Source organism: Isoptericola sp. S6320L (assembly GCF_023015685.1).
GTDB lineage: Bacteria > Actinomycetota > Actinomycetes > Actinomycetales > Cellulomonadaceae > Isoptericola > Isoptericola halotolerans_A.
The window spans coordinates 119,221-137,477 of sequence record NZ_JALKAT010000007.1 but is presented as its reverse complement, the minus strand read 5'-3'; the positions used below and the strand labels follow the sequence as shown (position 1 = coordinate 137,477).

Here is an 18,257-nt window from a genome sequence, read left to right as displayed (position 1 = left end):
CGGCGTCACGAGAGGGAGTACGGATGAGCCAGAACCCACGGGCCCGCAAGCTGGCGGACCGCATCAAGGAGATCGTCGCGCAGCTGCTCGACACCCGCATCAAGGACCCGCGCCTCGGGTTCGTCACGGTCACGGACGTCCGTGTCACCGGTGACCTGCAGCAGGCCGCGGTGTTCTACACGGTCTACGGCGACGACGAGGAGCGGGCCGGCACCGCGGCAGCGCTCGAGAGCGCCAAGGGCATGATCCGCTCGGAGGTGGGCAAGCAGACGCAGATGCGCCTGACGCCGAGCATCGAGTTCCACCTGGACTCCGTGCCGGAGACGGCTGCGCACCTCGACGCGGCACTGCTCGAGGCGCGGCGGCGCGACGCCGAGCTGGCGGCGCTGCGCGAGGGCAAGGAGCCGGCCGGAGAGGCCGACCCCTACCGCACGTCCGACGACGACTGACGTGGCCGAGCACCGCCCTCAGCGGCCGCCACGCCGTCCCACGGCGGCCGACGGCTTCCTCGTCGTCGACAAGCCCGCCGGACTGACCAGCCACGACGTCGTCGCCCGGTGCCGTCGGCTGGCCGGCACGCGTAAGGTGGGCCACGCCGGGACCCTGGACCCGATGGCCACCGGGGTGCTCGTCGTCGGCGTCGGCCGCGCCACCCGCCTCCTGACCTACGTGGTCGGTGCGGACAAGGCCTACGAGGCCACGATCCGGCTGGGCGTGGGCACCACCACGGACGACGCCGAGGGTGAGGTCGTCGGGACGCCCGGCGTCGCCGACGGCGTCGATCCGGGCGCCCTGGAGCGGGCGGTCGCGTCGCTGACCGGCGACATCGAGCAGGTGCCCACCACGGTCAGCGCGATCAAGGTCGACGGTCGCCGGGCCTACGCCAGGGTCCGGGCCGGCGAGGACGTCGAGCTGGCGGCCCGGCCGGTGACGGTGAGCGCCTTCGACGTCCGCACGGTCCGGTCCGGCACGGCGGACGGCGTGCCGGTGACGGACCTCGACGCGAGCGTCGTGGTCTCCTCCGGCACGTACGTCCGTGCGCTGGCGCGGGACCTGGGCGTCGCCCTCGGCACGATGGGTCATCTCACGGCGCTGCGCCGCACCCGGGTGGGCTGCTACGGGCTGGCCGGAGCGCGCACCCTGGACGAGATGGAGGCGCAGGCGGACGCCGACGGCGTCCTGTCTACGCTCTCGCCGGCGGACGCCGCCCGGGCCGCGTTCGAGGTCCGTGAGCTGACGGCTGACGAGTCGACGGCACTGGGTTACGGCCAGTGGGTCGCCCCGTCGGGGGCGGAGGGCACCCTGGCGGGCATCGGCCCCGACGGACGGCTCGTGGCGCTGCTCGAGGACACCACGCGTCACGGCGAGCGTCTGGCGCGACCGGTCCTGGTGCTCGCACCGGCCGGCTGACCGGTCCCGTGCCGCGCGGCACGTGACTATCCTGGTCCGTCGGTGTCACCGGCGGCGCCCCACGAGACCCCGAGCGAGGAGCACGATCGGCGTGCAAGTGTTCACGGACCTGGACCAGGTCCCCGACGGCTTCGGTCCGTCCGCCGTCACGATCGGCAACTTCGACGGTGTCCACCGCGGGCACCAGGCGGTCCTCGGCCGGCTGGTGCACCTCGCGCGGGCCGACGGCCTCGCGGCCGTCGCCGTGACGTTCGACCCGCACCCCGCCGTCGTGCACCGGCCGGAGTCCGCTCCGGAGCTGCTCACGGGCCTCGCCGACCGGCTGGACCTCCTGGCGGCCACGGGGCTCGACGCCGTGCTGGTCATTCCCTACTCGCTCGCCTTCGCCGCGCAGGACCCCGAGGAGTTCGTCACGCGGTACCTCACCGCAGGGCTCGGTGCCCGCAGCGTGGTGGTCGGTCACGACGTCCGGTTCGGCCGGGACAACTCCGGCACCCTGGCGACGATGGTCGAGCTCGGCGGTGAGCACGGGTTCGAGGTCGTGGCGATCGACGACGTGGGGGAGTGCCTCGCGGAGTCTGCCGGCGCCCGGCAGCGGTGGTCCAGCTCGGCGGCCCGGGCGCTGCTCGCCGAGGGGGACGTGGCCCAGGCCGCCGACGTGCTCGGCCGTGCGCACCGGGTGCGAGGCACCGTCGTCCACGGCGACGCCCGGGGACGCGAGCTCGGCTTCCCGACCGCGAACCTGGGCGAGATCGCCGGCATGGTGCCCGCCGACGGGGTGTACGCGGGATGGTTGCGGCGCCCCGCGCTCGCCGAGAGCGATCCCGGGCATCCCGACGTCCGGCTGCCGGCGGCCATCTCGATCGGGACCAACCCGACGTTCGACGGCGTCGAACGTCGGGTCGAGGCGTACGTGCTCGACCGCACGGACCTGGACCTGTACGACGAGGAGGTCGTCCTCGAGCTCGTCGAGCACCTGCGGGCGACCCTGCGCTTCGACGGGATCGAGCCGCTCGTGCGCCAGATGCACGACGACGTCGCGCGCGCCCGCGCGATCCTCGGCTGACCCGAGCGGGTGAAAAGACCGCCGGGGTGTCACGAACGCCGTCCGCGGCCTTCCCTCCCGGCAGGACCGGGGGCATCCTGGTCTGGGGCGCCCAGCCCCTCTCGCGACGCCGCACCGCCTCGGGCGGAGGTGCGACCGGCCCCGCATCCGTGTGCTCGCCTCTGAGGGGGCACGCGTCCGTGCGACGGCCCACGGCCGATCGCCGCAACCCTCGTGCGAGAGGCAGGGCCATGGAGGCTCCGCAGGCCGGCGCGACCGCCGACCAGAAGATCACCGCTCCGCAGACCGAACCGTCGTCGCCGGACCCGCGCGTCGACCTCAACCAGACCCCGCACGGACGGACGGTGCGCAACGTCGGGCACGGCGGCCGGGTCGTCCCCGACACGCCCGGGACGAGCGAGGCCGCCGACCCGCGCACGTCGGACTCGCCGTTCCTGCCGAGGACCGCGGCGGCCGTCCTGCTCGACTACCGGCACGGCCGCTTCGACGCGACGACGTCGTTCGACTACCTGTTCGCCCGGCTGCGCACCGGGTTCCCCGCGGCTCACCTGCCGTCGCAGGACGCGGCGACGGTGGCCGCCACGGTCACGGCGCTGAAGTCGCTGGGCGAGCACATGATCGAGTCGGACGCCCGGGACCCCGCCCAGGACTCGACCGTCCCGGCGGTCTACACCTACTGGGGCCAGTTCATCGACCACGACATCACGCTGAACACCAACGGCCCGGACACCACCGCGGGCGCGGACGGCGACCTCGCGCTCGGCGACATCGTCAACGACCCCTTCACCGTCGTCCGGCCGGACGACGTCGTGGCCAGCCTGCACAACGGCCGTCACCCCGGGCTGGACCTGGACAGCATGTACGGCAGCGGACCACGGCTGCCGGGCGAGGCCGAGGGGCCCACCCGGAGCGAGGTCGCCTACTCGGCCGCCGACCCCGTGAAGCTGGCGCTCGGCCGCGTCTCGACCACGGCGGTCCCGGGGTTCGAGCTCGTCGAGCCCGGCGACGACCCGCAGCGGGACCTCCCGCGGTTCTCCGAGCAGGAGGCGCAGGACGCCGGCAACCCCGGTCTGCGGCGCAGCACGAAGATCCCCGACGGCCGCAACGACGAGAACCTCGTGGTGGCGCAGCTCCACGTGGCCTTCATCCGGTTCCACAACGCCGTCGTCGACTGGGTGCGGCTGACCCAGCCGTGGCTCGCCCCCGACGACCGGGCCACCTTCGAGCAGGCCCGCGCCCTCGTGCGCCACCACTACCAGTGGCTGGTGCTGCACGACTACCTGCGCACGCTCACCCGGCCCGGGGTCCTCGACCAGGTGCTGCACGAGCACACGCTGCTCTTCCGCCCGCTGCGTACCATCGCCATGCCGCTGGAGTTCGCCGTCGCCGCGTTCCGGTTCGGCCACTCGATGGTCCGCAACGGCTACGACTTCAACGTCAACTTCGGCCCCGGGGGCGCCGTCGGGTTCGCCTCCCTCGAGAACCTCTTCCGGTTCACCGGCGGGGGCGGGCTGTCGCCCAGCGCGGCGCAGCAGCTCGACGCGCTGCCGTCCAACTGGCCGATCGACTGGACCCGGTTCGTCGACAAGGGCGAGCCGGACCCGGCTCGCCGGGCGCGCAAGATCGACCCGTTCCTGGCCGACGGTCTGCGGACCATGCTCAAGGAGGGCTTCGGCGAGGTCGACGACGACGGCGCGCCCCTCGACCCGGCGAAGGTCCCGGTGGGAGCCGACGGGTCGCCGATGACGCAGGCGGTCAGCGCCATGCTCAAGCAGCTCGCGCAGCGCAACCTGCTGCGCGGCTACATGCTGGCGCTGCCGACGGGGGAGGAGGTCGCCGCGGAGCTCGGTGTCGCCCCGCTGACCCGGGACCAGCTCACGGCGGGCACCGCGCCCGAGGTGGGAGCAGCCCTCGACGCGATCGGGCGCGGTCGCACCCCGCTGTGGTACTACGTGCTCCAGGAGGCCGCGGTCGAGGGCAACGGCAACTTCCTGGGCGAGGTGGGCAGCCGGATCCTGGCGGAGACGTTCGTCTACCTGCTGCGACAGGACGACGACTCGTTCCTGCGCACGCCCGACCCGTGGACGCCCGCCGACGGCGTCCGGCTGGAGGACGGGCGCATGATCACCACGCTGACGGACCTGCTCCGGTTCGCCGGCGTGCACCCGCTCCCCGACGGGACGTTCCGCCGGGTCGACGGCCGTCCCGCCGGTCACGACGGAGGCGCATGAACCGCTGATACCATGGCTGTGCCGTAGTTCGGCCGCGGATCCAGAGCGCCCGGTGAAGAAGTCCCGGAGCACCGCGCAACGACACCAGAGGGAGAGCCATGCCGCTCGACGCTGCCACCAAGCAGTCCATCATCACCGAGTACGCGACTCACGAGGGCGACACCGGCTCGCCCGAGGTGCAGATCGCGCTGCTCACGCAGCGCATCAACGACCTGAACGAGCACCTCAAGGAGCACAAGCACGACCACCACTCGCGTCGTGGCCTCCTGCTGCTCGTCGGCCAGCGCCGTCGCCTGCAGGGTTACCTGCAGAAGGTCGACATCGTGCGCTACCGCGCACTCATCGAGCGCCTCGGCCTGCGCCGCTGACGTCACCCCGCCGGCCCGGCCCCTCTCGCAGGGGCCGGGCTGGTCTGGTGTGATGTCCTGGTAAGACACCCACACCGCGCCGCCGGGCCGAGGTCCGGTCCTCGGTAGTGGCCCCCCGAACCGCCCGGCACGTCCGGTGCGTGGTTCCGTGGGCCTCGATCGAAGACCGTCGCTCGGATGGCGGCGCCTTCGAGAATCAGGAGGGCACCCGTGGAGGGTCCCGAGATCACTTCCGCCGAGGCTGTCATCGACAACGGCCGCTTCGGCACCCGCACCATCCGTTTCGAGACGGGCCGACTGGCCCGTCAGGCCGCCGGTTCCGTCGCGGCCTACCTCGACGGCGACACGATGCTGCTGTCGACCACGGCCGTCGGCAAGCACCCCAAGGACCACTTCGACTTCTTCCCGCTGACGGTGGACGTCGAGGAGCGGATGTACGCCGCCGGACGCATCCCCGGTTCGTTCTTCCGCCGCGAGGGCCGCCCGTCCACCGAGGCGATCCTCACGTGCCGCCTCACGGACCGCCCGCTGCGCCCGCTGTTCGTCAAGGGCCTGCGCAACGAGGTCCAGATCGTCATCACGGTCATGGCCCAGCACCCGGACGACGCCTACGACGTCCTGGCCATGAACGCCGCGTCCGCGTCGACCCAGATCTCCGGCCTGCCGTTCTCCGGCCCCGCCGGCGCCGTGCGCATCGCGCTCGTCGACGACCAGTGGGTCGCCTTCCCGAAGCACTCCGACAAGGAGCGCGCCGTCTTCGAGATGGTCGTGGCCGGCCGCAAGGTCACCACCGCCGACGGTACCGAGGACGTCGCCATCGCGATGATCGAGGCCGAGGCCACCGACGACGCCTGGAACCTCATCCGCACCGAGGGCGCGACTGCGCCCACGGAGCAGGTGGTGGCCGAGGGCATCGAGGCCTCCAAGCCGTTCATCGCCGCCCTCTGCGACGCCCAGCTCTCCCTGGCGCAGCAGGCCGCCAAGGACGTCCAGGAGTTCCCGCTGTTCCCGGACTACGCCGACGACGCGTACGCCGCGGTCGAGTCGGCCGTGGCCGGCCCGCTGCGCGACGCGCTGGCGATCGCCGACAAGCAGGAGCGCGAGGGCCGTCTCGACGAGATCAAGTCGCAGATGCTCGGCGAGCTGCAGGCGGGCTTCGACGGCCGCGAGAAGGAGCTGTCGGCCGCCTACCGCTCGCTGCAGAAGCAGCTCGTGCGCCAGCGTGTCCTCACCGAGGGCGTGCGCATCGACGGCCGTGGGCTCGCGGACATCCGCACCCTCTCGGCCGAGGTCGAGGTGCTGCCCCGCGTGCACGGCTCGGCGCTGTTCGAGCGCGGCGAGACCCAGATCCTGGGTGTCACCACGCTCAACATGCTCCGCATGGAGCAGCAGATCGACTCGCTCGGGCCGGTCACGCGCAAGCGCTACATGCACAACTACAACTTCCCGCCGTACTCGACCGGTGAGACGGGCCGCGTCGGCAGCCCGAAGCGCCGCGAGATCGGCCACGGTGCGCTCGCAGAGCGCGCCCTGGTGCCGGTCCTGCCGAGCCGCGAGGAGTTCCCCTACGCGATCCGCCAGGTGTCCGAGGCCCTCGGCTCCAACGGCTCGACGTCCATGGGCTCGGTCTGCGCCTCGACGCTGTCGCTGCTCAACGCCGGTGTGCCGCTCAAGGCCCCGGTCGCGGGCATCGCGATGGGCCTCGTCTCCGACACAGTGGACGAGGAGACCCGGTACGCCGCGATGACGGACATCCTGGGCGCCGAGGACGCGTTCGGCGACATGGACTTCAAGGTCGCCGGTACCCGTGAGTTCATCACGGCGATCCAGCTCGACACCAAGCTGGACGGCATCCCGGCGTCGGTCCTGACGGCCGCGCTCGGTCAGGCCCGCGACGCGCGCCTGACGATCCTGGACGTGCTCGCCGAGGCGATCGACGTGCCCGACGAGATGTCCCCGAACGCGCCGCGCGTCATCGCGGTCAAGGTCCCCGTGGACAAGATCGGCGAGGTCATCGGGCCCAAGGGCAAGATGATCAACCAGATCCAGGAGGAGACCGGCGCGGACATCTCCATCGAGGACGACGGCACGGTCTACATCGGCGCGACCGACGGCCCGTCCGCCGAGGCCGCGCGGGCGGCGATCAACGCGATCGCCAACCCGCACGTGCCCGAGGTCGGCGAGCGCTTCGTCGGCACCGTCGTCAAGACGACGTCGTTCGGCGCGTTCATCTCCCTCTCCCCGGGCAAGGACGGGCTGCTGCACATCAGCCAGCTCCGCAAGCTCGTGGGTGGCAAGCGGGTCGAGAACGTCGACGACGTGCTCTCCATCGGCCAGAAGATCCAGGTCGAGATCGGTGAGATCGACCCGCGGGGCAAGCTCTCGCTCGTCGCGGTCACCGAGGACGAGGAAAAGGCCGAGGCCGGCTCCGAGTCCGCCGAGCAGACCACGGAGGCCTGACCGACCGTATGAGCCAGCACCTCCCGCTCGTCGGAGCGGGCCAGCCGGGTGCCGAGCTGACCGCCGGGCAGGACGGCGCGACGATCCGTCGCAGCGTCCTGCCCGGCGGCGTGCGTGTGCTCACCGAGCACATGCCCGGTCTCCGCTCGGCCACCGTGGGCGCCTGGGTGGGGGTCGGCTCCCGGGACGAGACCGACGGCCACCACGGCTCCACGCACTTCCTGGAGCACCTGCTCTTCAAGGGGACTCCCAGCCGCTCCGCGCTCGACATCGCCGAGGCGTTCGACGCCGTCGGCGGCGAGGCGAACGCCGCCACCGGCAAGGAGCACACCTGCTACTACGCGCGGGTGCTCGACGAGGACGTCCCGATGGCGATCGAGGTGATCGCCGACATGGTCACCTCGGCGCGCCTGGACGCCGACGAGCTCGAGACCGAGCGCGGCGTCATCCTCGAGGAGATCGCGATGACGGACGACGACCCCGGCGAGGTCGTCCACGAGGAGTTCGCCGCCGCGGCCCTCGGGTCGCACCCGCTCGGACGTCCCATCGGCGGGACGCCGGACTCCATCCGCGCCGTTCCTCGCGACGCCGTGCTGGAGCACTACCGGTGGCACTACCGCCCGGAGACCCTCGTGATCGCGGCGGCCGGCGGCGTGGACCACGACACCGTCGTCCAGCAGGTCGGCGACGCGCTCGTCGCGGGCGGTTGGCACCTGGACCCCGCGGGGCTGCCCCGCGCGCGCCGCTCGGGGGCCCCCGAGTCCGACGGCGTGCCCACCGCGGGGGTCGAGCTCACGATCCGCCGACAGGTCGAGCAGGCGAACGTGATCATCGGTGGGACGGGGCTCAGCGCGTCCGACGACCGGCGGTTCGCCTCCACCGTGCTGCACGCCGTCCTCGGCGGCGGCATGTCGTCCCGCTTGTTCCAGGAGATCCGGGAGAAGCGCGGCCTCGCGTACGCCACGTACTCCTTCGGGCAGGGGCACGGCGGCCTGGGCCTCTTCGGGCTCTACGCCGGGTGCACCCCGGCCAAGGTGGACCAGGTCACCGCGCTGATGGTGGCCGAGCTGGAGCGGATCGCCGCCGACGGCATCACGGACGCCGAGCTGGAGCGTTCCGTCGGTCAGCTCTCGGGCGGCATGGTCCTCGGTCTGGAGGACTCCGGCTCGCGCATGAGCCGGCTGGGCCGCGCGGAGCTCGTGCTCGGCGAGCTCCTGACCGTCGACGAGTCGTTGGAACGTGTTCGTGCCGTCACCGCCACCGACGTCCGTGAGCTCGCCGCCGACCTCGCGTCGCGTCCGCGCTCGATGGTGCGGGTCGGCCCCTTCGGAGAATGAGGAGATCATCGTGAGCACCAGCAGCGTCGTCCGGGTGGCCGTCATCGGCGCCGCCGGGCGCATGGGGGCCCAGACGTGCGCCGCCGTCGAGGAGGCGGAGGGCCTCGAGCTCGTCGCCCGGCTGGACGCGGGGGACGACGTCGGGGCGGGGGTCCGGGACTCCGGCGCGCACGTCGCCGTGGACTTCACCGTCCCGGCGGTGACGGAGCACAACGTGCACGCCGTCCTGGACGCCGGGGCGCACGCCGTGGTGGGCACCACCGGGTGGGACGACGGGTCCCGGGGCAGGGTCGTGGAGCACCTCGAGCGGGTCAACGCCGAGCGCGGCGACGAGGGCCTCGGCGTGCTCATCGCCCCCAACTTCGGGCTGTCGGCGGTGCTCGCCATGACGTTCGCCGCCAAGGCGGCGCGCTACTTCGAGTCTGCCGAGGTCGTCGAGCTGCACCACCCGAACAAGGTCGACGCACCCTCCGGCACGGCGCGGCACACGGCGGCGGCGATCGCCGCCGCCCGGGCCGACGCGGGGCTCGGACCGTCGCCCGACGCGACCCAGGACGGCTGGGAGGCCCGGGGCGCGGACGTCGACGGGGTCCGGGTGCACGCCGTGCGCCTGCGCGGTCTGGTGGCGCACGAGGAGATCCTCTTCGGCAACGCCGGTGAGCAGCTGACGATCCGCCAGGACTCGTTCGACCGGGCCAGCTTCATGCCGGGCGTCCTGCTCGCCGTGCGGGAGGTCGGGTCACGACCGGGCCTGACGGTCGGCCTCGAGAACGTGCTGGACCTGTCGTGACCGACGACGGCGCGCCGGAGGGCGTCCGGCGGCGGCTGCCCCGTGGCCTCGTCGGGGCGCTCGCCGTCTCCGCGCTCCTCGCGCTGTACGTCGTGGCGATCGTGGAGCGTGGCGCGGCCATGGTGGGCAGCGGCGAGCCGCTGCTCATCGGCATCGGCCTCGCCGTGCTGATCATCCCGCTGCTGGTGATCGGGCTCGTCGCACGAGAGTTCTGGCTGGCCGCGCGCGTGCAGCGCATGGCCGACGAGCTGGCGGCCGCGGGGCAGCTCCCGGTGGACGACCTCCCGCGCTCGCCCGGCGGCAGGATCGACCGTGCGGCGGCGGACGAGGCGTTCGGCGAGTTCCGGGACGCGGTCGACGCGGCGCCGACGGACTGGCGGGCCTGGTACCGCCTGGCGTTCGCCTACGACGCCGCGGGGGACCGCCGTCGTGCGCGGGCGGCGCTGCGTCAGGCCTCGTCGCTCTTCAGCCCGCGCGGCTGACCTCGTCCGTCAGCACCGTCCAGCAGTAGAGCGCGTGCCGCACGGCGAGCGCCCGTGCGGCCAGCTCACCGAGCTCGCGCAGCGCGGTGGCCAGATCGTCGGCCCCGGCGCCGACCGGCCCGGTCGGCCCAGCCGCGAGGACCGCGACGTCGGCAAGGTGCTCCGGGGACGCCGCGGCGAGCTCGACGGCGACGACGTCCGAGACGGTGGCCACCCACGGCCCCTCCGCACCGCCGGTCAGGACGATGCCGTGCCGTGGGTTCCCGGTGACCTCGCCGTAGGGGCGCCGGCAGAGGTGCCCGGCCAGGGTGCCGAGCATGACGAACGGGTCCACCGACGGCATGCGGACGGTGTCGAACAGGGCCTCGCCGGAGCCGCGCGCCGCGCTGGACGGTCCGTCCGGCTGCCGGGCGACGGTCGCCGCCAGCGCGTCGGTCGGCGCGGCGAAGTAGTCGGTGACGATCGCCCCGGCGCCCCTGCCCACCTGACCCATGGGTCCAGGCTGGCACGCACGTGCTACGCCGGGGTCACGCGCCGGTTACCGCGTGGGGTCGGCGCTCGCCGCGGCCGGGTCCCGCGGGAAGGCGCCGCGCGCCACGACGACGGCGAGGCAGGCCAGCGCGACGACGCCGGCGCCGGTCAGCGCCAGGACGCGGGTTCCCGGTCCGGCGACGACGACGGCTCCGAGGGCGGCTCCGAGGCCGATGCCGAGGTTGGATGTCGCGTTGACGAACGCCCCGGCGACGTCGGCCGTGGCGCCCTGCGTGCGCAGGGCCGCCGCCTGGAACGTCGCCGGGATGGCACCGAACGCGGCGAGCCACACGCCGCCGGCCACGAGCACGCCCGCGGCGTGGGGGAGCACGAGCGCGAGGGCGGTCAGCGAGCCGACGATGGTGGCCATCGCGGTGATGGTCAGGGCGCGTGGCGTGCGGTCCAGGTAGCGGGCAGCCGCCCACAGCCCCACGAGTCCCAGGGCTCCGAAGAGGAGGAGCACCGGGCCGACGGCCGCCTCGGACAGCCCCGTGCTCAGGAGCAGCAGGGAGATGTAGGTGTACACGGCGTAGTGCCCGCCGAACAGCACCGTGTTGGTGCCGACCACGACGCCCAGCCGCCGGCGCCCCCGGCGCGCGACCGCGCGGTCCCGCGCCGGCGGTGTCGCGACGGCCACGGCGGGCAGCAGCCGTGCCACCAGGAGCGCCGTCAGGGCACAGACGCCCGCGAGCAGCGCGAACGACCAGCGCCAGCCGACGGCGGTCCCCAGCGAGGTCGACAGGGGCACGCCCAGGACGAACCCCATCGTCCCGCCGGCGGTGACGAGGGTCAGGGCCCGGCCGGTGTAGAGCGGGCCGACGAGTCGGGCGGCGTACGCGATCGACACCGAGAAGAACACGGCGTGGCCGATCCCGCCGAGCGTGCGTCCAGCCGCCATGACGGCGTAGGACGGGGCGACGGCGACGAGCAGGTTGCCGGCCACGTAGGTCGCGAGCGTCACGAGGAGCAGCGGTTTGCGGGGGAACCGCTGCGTGGCCAGGGTCAGCGGGACGGCGCAGGCCGCGACGACCAGGGCGTAGACGGTGACGAGAAGCCCTGCGGTCGACTCCGACACGCCGACGCCGCGCGCGAGCTGCGGCAGCAGTCCGACGGGCAGCACCTCGGTGGTGATGGCGACGAAGTTCGCGACCGCGAGGACCGCGATCCCGCCGGCGGCGTCACGGACGGTGCGGGTGGTGGAGGCTGACGGTGGCACCGGCTCATCCTGTCACCCTGCGCCCGTCGCGCCCGTCGCGCCCGCCGGCGTCGTCCTGCCGTGCGGCCCGGCGACCGTGCTCGTAGCATGACCGCAGGTCAGCAGCGGACGACGGGAGGACTGCGCATGACACGCGAGGACTCGGGCACGGGGACGCAGGACGCAGCCGTCGGGGAGTTCCGCAACCCGTTCCGGCGGGTCTGGTGGCTGCCCGTCGTACGCGGCATCGCCTTCGTGGTGCTCGGGCTGCTGCTGATGATCGAGCCCCTCGGCGAGCTGGGGGTGCTGCGGCTGCTCGTGGGCGCGTTCCTCGTGCTGGACGCGGTCCTGGTCGTGGTCCAGTGGTTCGTGCACCGCCACCAGGTGGGCTCGGCGTGGTGGCTCGCGCAGGCAGGCGTCAACGTGCTCTTCGGCGTGGCCGTGGCGTTCTGGCCGGAGCTGGACCCGACGCCGCTCTACTACGTCCTGGCGAGCTGGGCGATCGTGCTCGGGATCGTCGCCGTCGTCGGTGGCGCCGCCCTGGCGCGCAACCGCGACCTCGGCTGGCCGTGGATGATCACCTTCGGCATCACGGCGGGGTTGTTCGGTCTGCTGCTCGTCACGCGTCCGCTCGACTCCTTCGACGTGCTCCGGCTGGTGACGATCGTCTTCGCGCTGTTCGCCTTCGTCGCGGGCTCGATCCACCTCGTGTCCGGATTCGCGGTGCGGTCCGTCTCCCGCGAGCTGTGGGGGCTGCGCGAGCAGGCGGAGAAGGTCGGCGTCGTGGTGACGGGCGGTTCGGTGCTCGGGTCCGCGAACCCGCAGTTCGCTCCCGCCGCGGCGGCGGGGCCCAGGTCGGTCTCCACCCCGGTGGACGACACGGCCGCCGACGGCGCGGCCGGCGACGGCGCGGCCGGCGACGGCGCGGCCGGCGGCGATGAGCCGCCGGAGGGGCGCGACACGCCCCGCGAGGTCAGATGACGGCCGACCAGCGGCGCTCGACGACGTCGCGCACGCCCGCGGCGAGAGCCCGCTCGACCCCGTCGGGCCCGAGGCCCGAGGAGGCGAGGAACCGCTCGCGGCCGTCGTCGCCGTCGAGGACCCAGGTGACGACCTCCTCGGAGCCGTCGGTGCGCAGCCGGTCGACGGCGGCGGCGAGGAGCCGGGATCCGTGGCCCGCGAGCCGGTGGTCGGGAGCCACTTCCAGTGCCATGACCTGACCCGGTCCGACGGCGGCGAAGCCGACGACCTTCGGTCCGTCGAGCGCGACGAGGACGGCGAACCCCGGGCCGGGCGGTCGCGCGATCGCCTCGGTCCATCGCTGCCGCATCGTCTGCTCGTCGAGGGCGTCGACGGCGCCCCCGAGCGTCTCGGCATGGGTGGTCCGCCACGCGTCGACCTGGACCTGCGTCACGGCCTCCTCGTCGCCGGGGACTGCGGGACGGACGGAGACGTCGGCGGTCTCGCGGAACAGTGCCATGGCCACACCCTAGGTGCTCACCAGCGGGCGGTGGACGCCACGGGTGCGTCTTGCGGGCGCCGGACCTGACCGGCCACGGCGAGGCTGAGGACGACCGCACCGCAGATCACGAGCAGGGCCGAACGCACGCCCACCTCGTCGGCCAGCAGCCCGAGCAGCGGCGGCGCGGCGAGCATCGACATCGTCGAGAAGGAGGTCGCGACGGACACGCGTGGCGCGGCGTGGAGGGGCTCGTCGGACGCCGCCGAGATGGCGATCGGGTTCGCCAGCGCGGCTCCGCAGCCCCACAGCACCACGCCGACCCACGCCAGGACGAGGGCGGGCGCGAGCCCGAACAGGAGCAGCCCTGCCAGGGCGGACAACCCCGAGACGCGCAGGACGGCGACCCGCCCGTAGCGGTCGATCAGCCCGGTGCCGGCGAACCGGACGACGGTCATCGACGCGACGAAGGTCCCGTACGCGACAGCCCCGACCGCCTCGCGCGCGGCGAACCCGTCGACGACGGCGAGCGCCAGCCATGTCCCGGCCGACCCCTCGGAGAGGGAGGCGGCGAGCAGCACCAGACCGATCAGCAGCGTCCGGGGCTCCCGCCACGCGGCCAGCGCCGCGCGCGCCCCGCTGCCACGCCGGGCATCGGCGCCGAGGGTGGCGGGCCGCCCGTGGGCGGGGGCCAGCATCGTCGCCGGCACGACGAGCAGGGCCCGCACGAGGGTCACGGCGGCGGTCACCACGACGAGCTGCACGGCGACGTGCGCTCCCGACCAGGCGAAGCCGGCACCCACCAGGGCGCCGAGTGCGGCGCCGACGGAGAACGCCGCGTGGAAGTGGGGAAGGATAGCCCGTCCGACGGCCCGCTCGACCCCGGCCGCACTGATGTTGATCGGGATGTTGGTCAGGGCGCCGCACATCCCGTTCACGCACGCGCCGACGGCGAACAGCGGGATGCTGCCGGTGGCCGTGGCGAGCGCGAGGACGCCGAAGCCGGCCACGTTGCCCGCCGTGGCGGCGGCGAGCGTCCGCCGGCTCCCGAAGCGTGCGACGACGGCACCGGTGACGAGCACCGCGAGCAGCGTGCCTGCTCCACCGACCACCAGGAGCGAGCCGAGCTGACCGGCGCTGAGGCCGAGCTCGGACCGGATCGAGGGCAGCCGGCTCATCCAGGAGGTGCCGAGCACCCCGAACAGGGCGAACTGCGCCATGAGCGACCAGCGGGCCAGGTCGACCTCGGGGCGCGGAGCGGTGGGGCGCGGCGCGCGGCCGGGGGAGGGCATCGGGCCAGCCTAGAGCGTGCCGGAGCAGGCAGGCCCCGCACTCAGCCCCAGCCCAGCGCCCGCAGGCCGGCGGCGGCCGCCGCCGCGAGGACGACCACCACGATGAACGGCGCCCGCAGCGCCAGCGCGACGGCGGCCACCGCGAGGGCGGGGACGCGGGCGTCGACGACGACCGACGAGCCGGCGGCGAACGTCTGCACGACCACCAGGGAGACGAGCAGCGCCACGGTGACGAGCGTGGAGGTCCGTTGCACCCGCGCGGTGGCCAGCCAGTGCTCGGGCACGAGGTGGCCGGCGAGCTTGAGGCCGAAGCTGGCGACCGACGCGAGGAGCACCGTCGACCACAGCACGGTGGTGGTCATCGGTCGGCCTCCGTGCCCGTTGCCGGGGGCGGCGCGGCAGGGGCGGTGGCGCCGACCACGATGGCGACACCGGCCGCCGCGAGCACCGGGATCCCCGCCGGCGCGACGGGGACCAGCGCCAGCGTCACCACCACCGCCAGCCCGGCCACGGCCTGCGCCCGTCGTTCGGCCAGGCGTGGCCACACGAGCGCGAGGAACGCCGCTCCCGCCGCCGCGTCGAGGCCCCAGGCCCGTGGGTCCCCGAGCGCGTCACCGGCCAGCGCGCCCACGAGCGTGAAGGCGTTCCACAGCACGAACACGCCGACGCCGGCCGTCCAGAACCCGGCGCGGACGGCCGCGGGGGTGCGCTGCCCCACCGCGACCGCCGTGGACTCGTCGATCGTCACCTGGGCGGCCACCGCCCGACGCCAGCCGTGCAGGGACAGCAGGGGGGAGACGACCGCGCCGTAGAGCGCGTTGCGCGCTCCGAGCAGGGTGGAGGTGGCGACCGCGGCGAGGGGTGAACCACCCGCGGCCACGACGCCGATGAGGGCGAACTGCGACCCGCCGGAGAACAGCAGCAGGCTGAGCGCGGCGGTCTGTGCCACGGACAGACCCGCGACCACGGCCAGCGCGCCGAACGAGATCCCGTACAGCCCGGTGGCGACGGCGACGCCGGCGCCCTGCCGGACGGCAGCGGAGACCTCGGGAGCAAGGGGTCGACTCACGGGCACAGGAAACCATGCGTCGCGGGGTGGGTCACAACGCGACGTACACCGTCTCCAGGTACTCCTCCAGGCCGGCCGCCCCGCCCTCGCGCCCCAGCCCGGACTGCTTGACGCCCCCGAACGGCGCGCTCGCGTCCGACACCATGCCGCGGTTGATGCCGATCATGCCGGCCTCGATCTCGTGGGCGGCCCGCATCGCCAGGTCCACGTCCCGGGTGTAGGCGTAGGCCGCCAGGCCGTACTCGGTACCGTTGGCCAGGGCGATCGCCTCGTCGGCGCCGTCGAAGGCGACGACGGGTGCCACGGGGCCGAAGATCTCCTCGGTCACGCAGCGGGCGTCGGCGGGGACACCGGCGAGCACGGTGGGGGAGTAGAAGTAGCCCTTCCCGTCCGGCCGCGCGCCGCCGACGAGCGCGTGCGCGCCGCGGTCCGTGGCGTCGCTGACGAGCTCGTCGACCTTGTCGACGGCGCTCGCACCGATCAGCGGTCCGACGTCGTGCCCCTCGGCGCCCGGTCCCACGGAGAGCCGGGAGAACCGGGCGGCGAGCCGCTCGGCGAACTCGTGCGCGACGCTGCCGTCCACCAGGAAGCGGTTGGCGGCGACGCAGGACTGCCCGCCGTTGCGCAGCTTCGCGACCATCGCGCCCTCGACGGCGGCGTCGAGATCGGCGTCCGCGAAGACGACGAACGGCGCGTTGCCGCCCAGCTCCATCGAGCAGTTGAGCACCTGCTCCGCCGCCTGCCCGAGCAGGACCCGGCCGACGCCCGTGGACCCGGTGAAGGAGAGCTTGCGCAACCGGCCGTCGGCGATCACGGGCTCGGTCACCGACCTCGCCGACGACGTCGGCACCACGTTGACGACTCCGCTCGGCAGGTCGCGCGCGGCGAGCTCCGCGCGCAGGATCTCGGCGACGGCCATGGTGGTGAGCGGAGTGAGCTGCGCGGGCTTGATCACCACCGGGCAGCCCGCGGCGAGGGCCGGCCCGATCTTGCGCGTCGCCATCGCGATCGGGAAGTTCCACGGCGTGATCAGCAGCGCCGGGCCGACGGGCCTGCGATGCACGAGCTGGCGGTTGGCACCGGCCGGTGCCGTGCGCATCAGGCCGGGTGCCCGGACGGCCTCCTCGGCGAACCAGCGGAAGAACTCCGCGCCGTACGCGACCTCGGCACGCGACTCGGCGAGCGGCTTGCCGCCCTCGGCCGTGATGAGGGCCGCGAGCTCGTCCGTGCGGTCGACGATCGTCTCGAAGCACGCCCGCAGCAGTTCCGAGCGGTCCCGCGGCGGGACGCCGGCCCACGCCGGTGCCGCCTCGTGCGCGGCGGCCAGCGCGGCCAGTCCGTCGTCGCCGGACCCGTCCGCGACGCTCGTCAGCACCTCCTCGGTGGCCGGGTCGACGACGTCGAAGGTCGAGCCGCCCGAGGCCGGGCGCCACTCGCCACCGACGAGGACCTGGGTGGGGGTGTCACGCACGGAAGAAGGTGCCGTCGTCGCAGTCATACCATCCAGTATGTGGCGGCGCCGGGCCGCCGCAACAGCCCGGGTGCGCTCCGCGAAGCACCCTGGCACGGCGTCTCACGCGGCGGCCCCGAGCACGTGGACCGCAGCACGAGGAAGGGGCGGCAAACGGTACGGTGTCCCCATGACGCTGCCCGGTACCCCTGCGCGCCCGTTCGGCGCCGTTCTCACCGCGATGGTCACTCCCATGACGGCCACCGGGGAGATCGATCTGGAGGCCGCTGCGGCGCTCGCGCGGCGCCTCGTCGACGAGGGGAACGACGGCCTCGTGCTGTCGGGGACGACGGGCGAGGCACCGGCGACCCACGCCCCCGAGAAGGCGGCGCTCGTGCGTGCGGTGGTCGACGCCGTCGGCGACCGTGCCGCCGTGCTCTCCGGGGCCGGGTCCAACGACACCGCCCATGCCGTGCGCATGGCCGAGCAGGCTGCGGAAGCCGGTGCCGACGGCTTGCTCGTCGTCTCGCCGTACTACTCGCGCCCGACGCAGGAAGGGCTCTACCGTCACTTCGCCGCGGTCGCGGACGCGACCGAGCTGCCCGTCATGCTGTACGACATCCCCGGCCGCGCGGGCGTGCGCATCGCGCCGGCGACGTACGAGCGCATCGCGGCCCACCCCCGCGTCGTCGCGACCAAGGACGCCACCGGCGACCTGACCGGCGTCCCCGCCCTGCGCGCCGCCACGGGGCTCGCCTGGTACTCGGGCGACGACACCCTGCTGCTGCCGTTCCTCTCCCACGGTGGCGCCGGGATCGTCTCCGTCTCCGCCCACGTCGTGGCCGGAGCCTTCGCGGAGGTCGTGCGGCGCTTCGACGCGGGCGACCACACCGGCGCCCTCGAGACCTTCGTGACGACGCTGCCGGTGATCGCCGCCATCAACGGCGCCGGGGCCCAGGCCGTGATGGCCAAGGCGGCCCTCGAGATCCTGGGCGCCCACACGAACCGCGAGCTGCGCCTGCCGAACGTCGCCGCCACCGACGCCGACGTCGCCGTGATGCGCGCCGCCCTCATCGCCGGCGGTGTCCTGGACACCGTCTCCACCCTCCCGTAACCC

General features: G+C 74.0%; 18 protein-coding genes. 11 read left to right on the top strand and 7 right to left on the bottom strand.

Translation table 11 applies throughout. The annotated features are described in order from the left end of the window. Positions 1-23: 23 nt before the first annotated feature. The 9 genes from rbfA (at position 24) to MWU57_RS06470 (ending at position 10,144) form a co-directional block, all read left to right on the top strand. Positions 24-449, top strand: a complete 426-nt coding sequence (gene rbfA / locus MWU57_RS06510) for a 30S ribosome-binding factor RbfA (RefSeq protein WP_106268087.1) — start codon at positions 24-26, stop codon at positions 447-449. A gap of 1 nt (position 450) precedes the next feature. After that, positions 451-1,410 carry a tRNA pseudouridine(55) synthase TruB gene (truB, locus tag MWU57_RS06505; protein WP_246908133.1) on the top strand — a complete coding sequence of 320 codons (960 nt, stop codon included), beginning with the start codon at positions 451-453 and terminating at the stop codon, positions 1,408-1,410. A gap of 91 nt (positions 1,411-1,501) precedes the next feature. Further along, positions 1,502-2,476, top strand: coding sequence for a bifunctional riboflavin kinase/FAD synthetase (locus MWU57_RS06500; protein ID WP_246908130.1), 975 nt, complete (start codon positions 1,502-1,504; stop codon positions 2,474-2,476). Positions 2,477-2,706: 230 nt separating this feature from the next. Beyond that, positions 2,707-4,707 carry a heme peroxidase family protein gene (locus MWU57_RS06495; RefSeq protein WP_246908128.1) on the top strand — a complete coding sequence of 667 codons (2,001 nt, stop codon included), beginning with the start codon at positions 2,707-2,709 and terminating at the stop codon, positions 4,705-4,707. A 98-nt stretch (positions 4,708-4,805) separates the two neighbouring features. After that, entirely contained in the window at positions 4,806-5,075 is a 270-nt protein-coding gene (gene rpsO / locus MWU57_RS06490; RefSeq protein WP_106268080.1) for a 30S ribosomal protein S15, read from the top strand. 210 nt (positions 5,076-5,285) lie between these two features. Next, positions 5,286-7,535: a polyribonucleotide nucleotidyltransferase gene (locus MWU57_RS06485; protein WP_246908125.1), complete on the top strand. Its 2,250-nt coding sequence runs from the start codon at positions 5,286-5,288 to the stop codon at positions 7,533-7,535. 8 nt (positions 7,536-7,543) lie between these two features. After that, a complete protein-coding gene (locus tag MWU57_RS06480; protein ID WP_106268076.1) occupies positions 7,544-8,872 on the top strand; it encodes a pitrilysin family protein in 1,329 nt (442 codons plus the stop codon). Positions 8,873-8,882: 10 nt separating this feature from the next. Continuing rightward, complete coding sequence (gene dapB / locus MWU57_RS06475) at positions 8,883-9,662, top strand: 4-hydroxy-tetrahydrodipicolinate reductase (RefSeq protein ID WP_308221146.1); 780 nt, start codon at positions 8,883-8,885, stop codon at positions 9,660-9,662. Then, the gene (locus tag MWU57_RS06470) at positions 9,659-10,144 is read left to right on the top strand and encodes a tetratricopeptide repeat protein (protein ID WP_106268074.1); all 486 of its coding nucleotides are present in this window, start codon (positions 9,659-9,661) and stop codon (positions 10,142-10,144) included. The genes dapB and MWU57_RS06470 overlap by 4 nt, the downstream gene beginning before the upstream one ends. Here the strand turns inward: MWU57_RS06470 and MWU57_RS06465 are convergent. Next, positions 10,128-10,637, bottom strand: coding sequence for a hypothetical protein (locus tag MWU57_RS06465; RefSeq protein ID WP_165800000.1), 510 nt, complete (start codon positions 10,635-10,637; stop codon positions 10,128-10,130). The genes MWU57_RS06470 and MWU57_RS06465 overlap by 17 nt on opposite strands. A gap of 45 nt (positions 10,638-10,682) precedes the next feature. Further along, complete coding sequence (locus tag MWU57_RS06460) at positions 10,683-11,891, bottom strand: MFS transporter (RefSeq protein ID WP_106268072.1); 1,209 nt, start codon at positions 11,889-11,891, stop codon at positions 10,683-10,685. 126 nt (positions 11,892-12,017) lie between these two features. Here MWU57_RS06460 and MWU57_RS06455 point away from each other — a divergent pair, with 126 nt between their 5' ends. Continuing rightward, complete coding sequence (locus MWU57_RS06455) at positions 12,018-12,851, top strand: HdeD family acid-resistance protein (protein ID WP_246908122.1); 834 nt, start codon at positions 12,018-12,020, stop codon at positions 12,849-12,851. On the opposite strand, the gene MWU57_RS06450 is transcribed toward MWU57_RS06455, so the two are convergent. Genes MWU57_RS06450 through MWU57_RS06430 form a run of 5 tightly spaced genes read right to left on the bottom strand, consistent with a single transcriptional unit; the run spans position 12,844 to position 17,188 of the window. After that, positions 12,844-13,350, bottom strand: coding sequence for a GNAT family N-acetyltransferase (locus MWU57_RS06450; RefSeq protein ID WP_246908120.1), 507 nt, complete (start codon positions 13,348-13,350; stop codon positions 12,844-12,846). The two genes, MWU57_RS06455 and MWU57_RS06450, sit on opposite strands and share 8 nt — an antisense overlap. 17 nt (positions 13,351-13,367) lie before the next feature. After that, positions 13,368-14,621 carry a sugar MFS transporter gene (locus tag MWU57_RS06445; protein WP_246908119.1) on the bottom strand — a complete coding sequence of 418 codons (1,254 nt, stop codon included), beginning with the start codon at positions 14,619-14,621 and terminating at the stop codon, positions 13,368-13,370. Between the two features lie 41 nt (positions 14,622-14,662). After that, positions 14,663-14,983 carry an AzlD domain-containing protein gene (locus MWU57_RS06440; RefSeq protein ID WP_106268064.1) on the bottom strand — a complete coding sequence of 107 codons (321 nt, stop codon included), beginning with the start codon at positions 14,981-14,983 and terminating at the stop codon, positions 14,663-14,665. Then, positions 14,980-15,690: an AzlC family ABC transporter permease gene (locus MWU57_RS06435; protein ID WP_246908118.1), complete on the bottom strand. Its 711-nt coding sequence runs from the start codon at positions 15,688-15,690 to the stop codon at positions 14,980-14,982. The genes MWU57_RS06440 and MWU57_RS06435 overlap by 4 nt, the downstream gene beginning before the upstream one ends. 31 nt (positions 15,691-15,721) lie before the next feature. Then, a complete protein-coding gene (locus tag MWU57_RS06430) occupies positions 15,722-17,188 on the bottom strand; it encodes an NAD-dependent succinate-semialdehyde dehydrogenase (RefSeq protein WP_246908117.1) in 1,467 nt (488 codons plus the stop codon). A gap of 142 nt (positions 17,189-17,330) precedes the next feature. Here MWU57_RS06430 and dapA point away from each other — a divergent pair, with 142 nt between their 5' ends. Next, positions 17,331-18,254, top strand: coding sequence for a 4-hydroxy-tetrahydrodipicolinate synthase (gene dapA, locus MWU57_RS06425; RefSeq protein WP_246908116.1), 924 nt, complete (start codon positions 17,331-17,333; stop codon positions 18,252-18,254). The last annotated feature ends 3 nt before the right edge of the window (positions 18,255-18,257 follow it).

What these genes read in the sequence shown, in the direction of transcription:
- rbfA (WP_106268087.1), top strand. Translation starts at nt 24, where the DNA reads ATGAGCCAGAACCCACGGGCCCGCAAGCTGGCGGACCGCATCAAGGAG.
- MWU57_RS06465 (WP_165800000.1), bottom strand. Translation starts at nt 10,637, where the DNA reads ATGGGTCAGGTGGGCAGGGGCGCCGGGGCGATCGTCACCGACTACTTC.
- MWU57_RS06430 (WP_246908117.1), bottom strand. Translation starts at nt 17,188, where the DNA reads ATGACTGCGACGACGGCACCTTCTTCCGTGCGTGACACCCCCACCCAG.
- MWU57_RS06455 (WP_246908122.1), top strand. Translation starts at nt 12,018, where the DNA reads ATGACACGCGAGGACTCGGGCACGGGGACGCAGGACGCAGCCGTCGGG.
- MWU57_RS06480 (WP_106268076.1), top strand. Translation starts at nt 7,544, where the DNA reads ATGAGCCAGCACCTCCCGCTCGTCGGAGCGGGCCAGCCGGGTGCCGAG.
- rpsO (WP_106268080.1), top strand. Translation starts at nt 4,806, where the DNA reads ATGCCGCTCGACGCTGCCACCAAGCAGTCCATCATCACCGAGTACGCG.
- MWU57_RS06440 (WP_106268064.1), bottom strand. Translation starts at nt 14,983, where the DNA reads ATGACCACCACCGTGCTGTGGTCGACGGTGCTCCTCGCGTCGGTCGCC.
- MWU57_RS06445 (WP_246908119.1), bottom strand. Translation starts at nt 14,621, where the DNA reads ATGCCCTCCCCCGGCCGCGCGCCGCGCCCCACCGCTCCGCGCCCCGAG.
- MWU57_RS06450 (WP_246908120.1), bottom strand. Translation starts at nt 13,350, where the DNA reads ATGGCACTGTTCCGCGAGACCGCCGACGTCTCCGTCCGTCCCGCAGTC.
- dapA (WP_246908116.1), top strand. Translation starts at nt 17,331, where the DNA reads ATGACGCTGCCCGGTACCCCTGCGCGCCCGTTCGGCGCCGTTCTCACC.
- MWU57_RS06495 (WP_246908128.1), top strand. Translation starts at nt 2,707, where the DNA reads ATGGAGGCTCCGCAGGCCGGCGCGACCGCCGACCAGAAGATCACCGCT.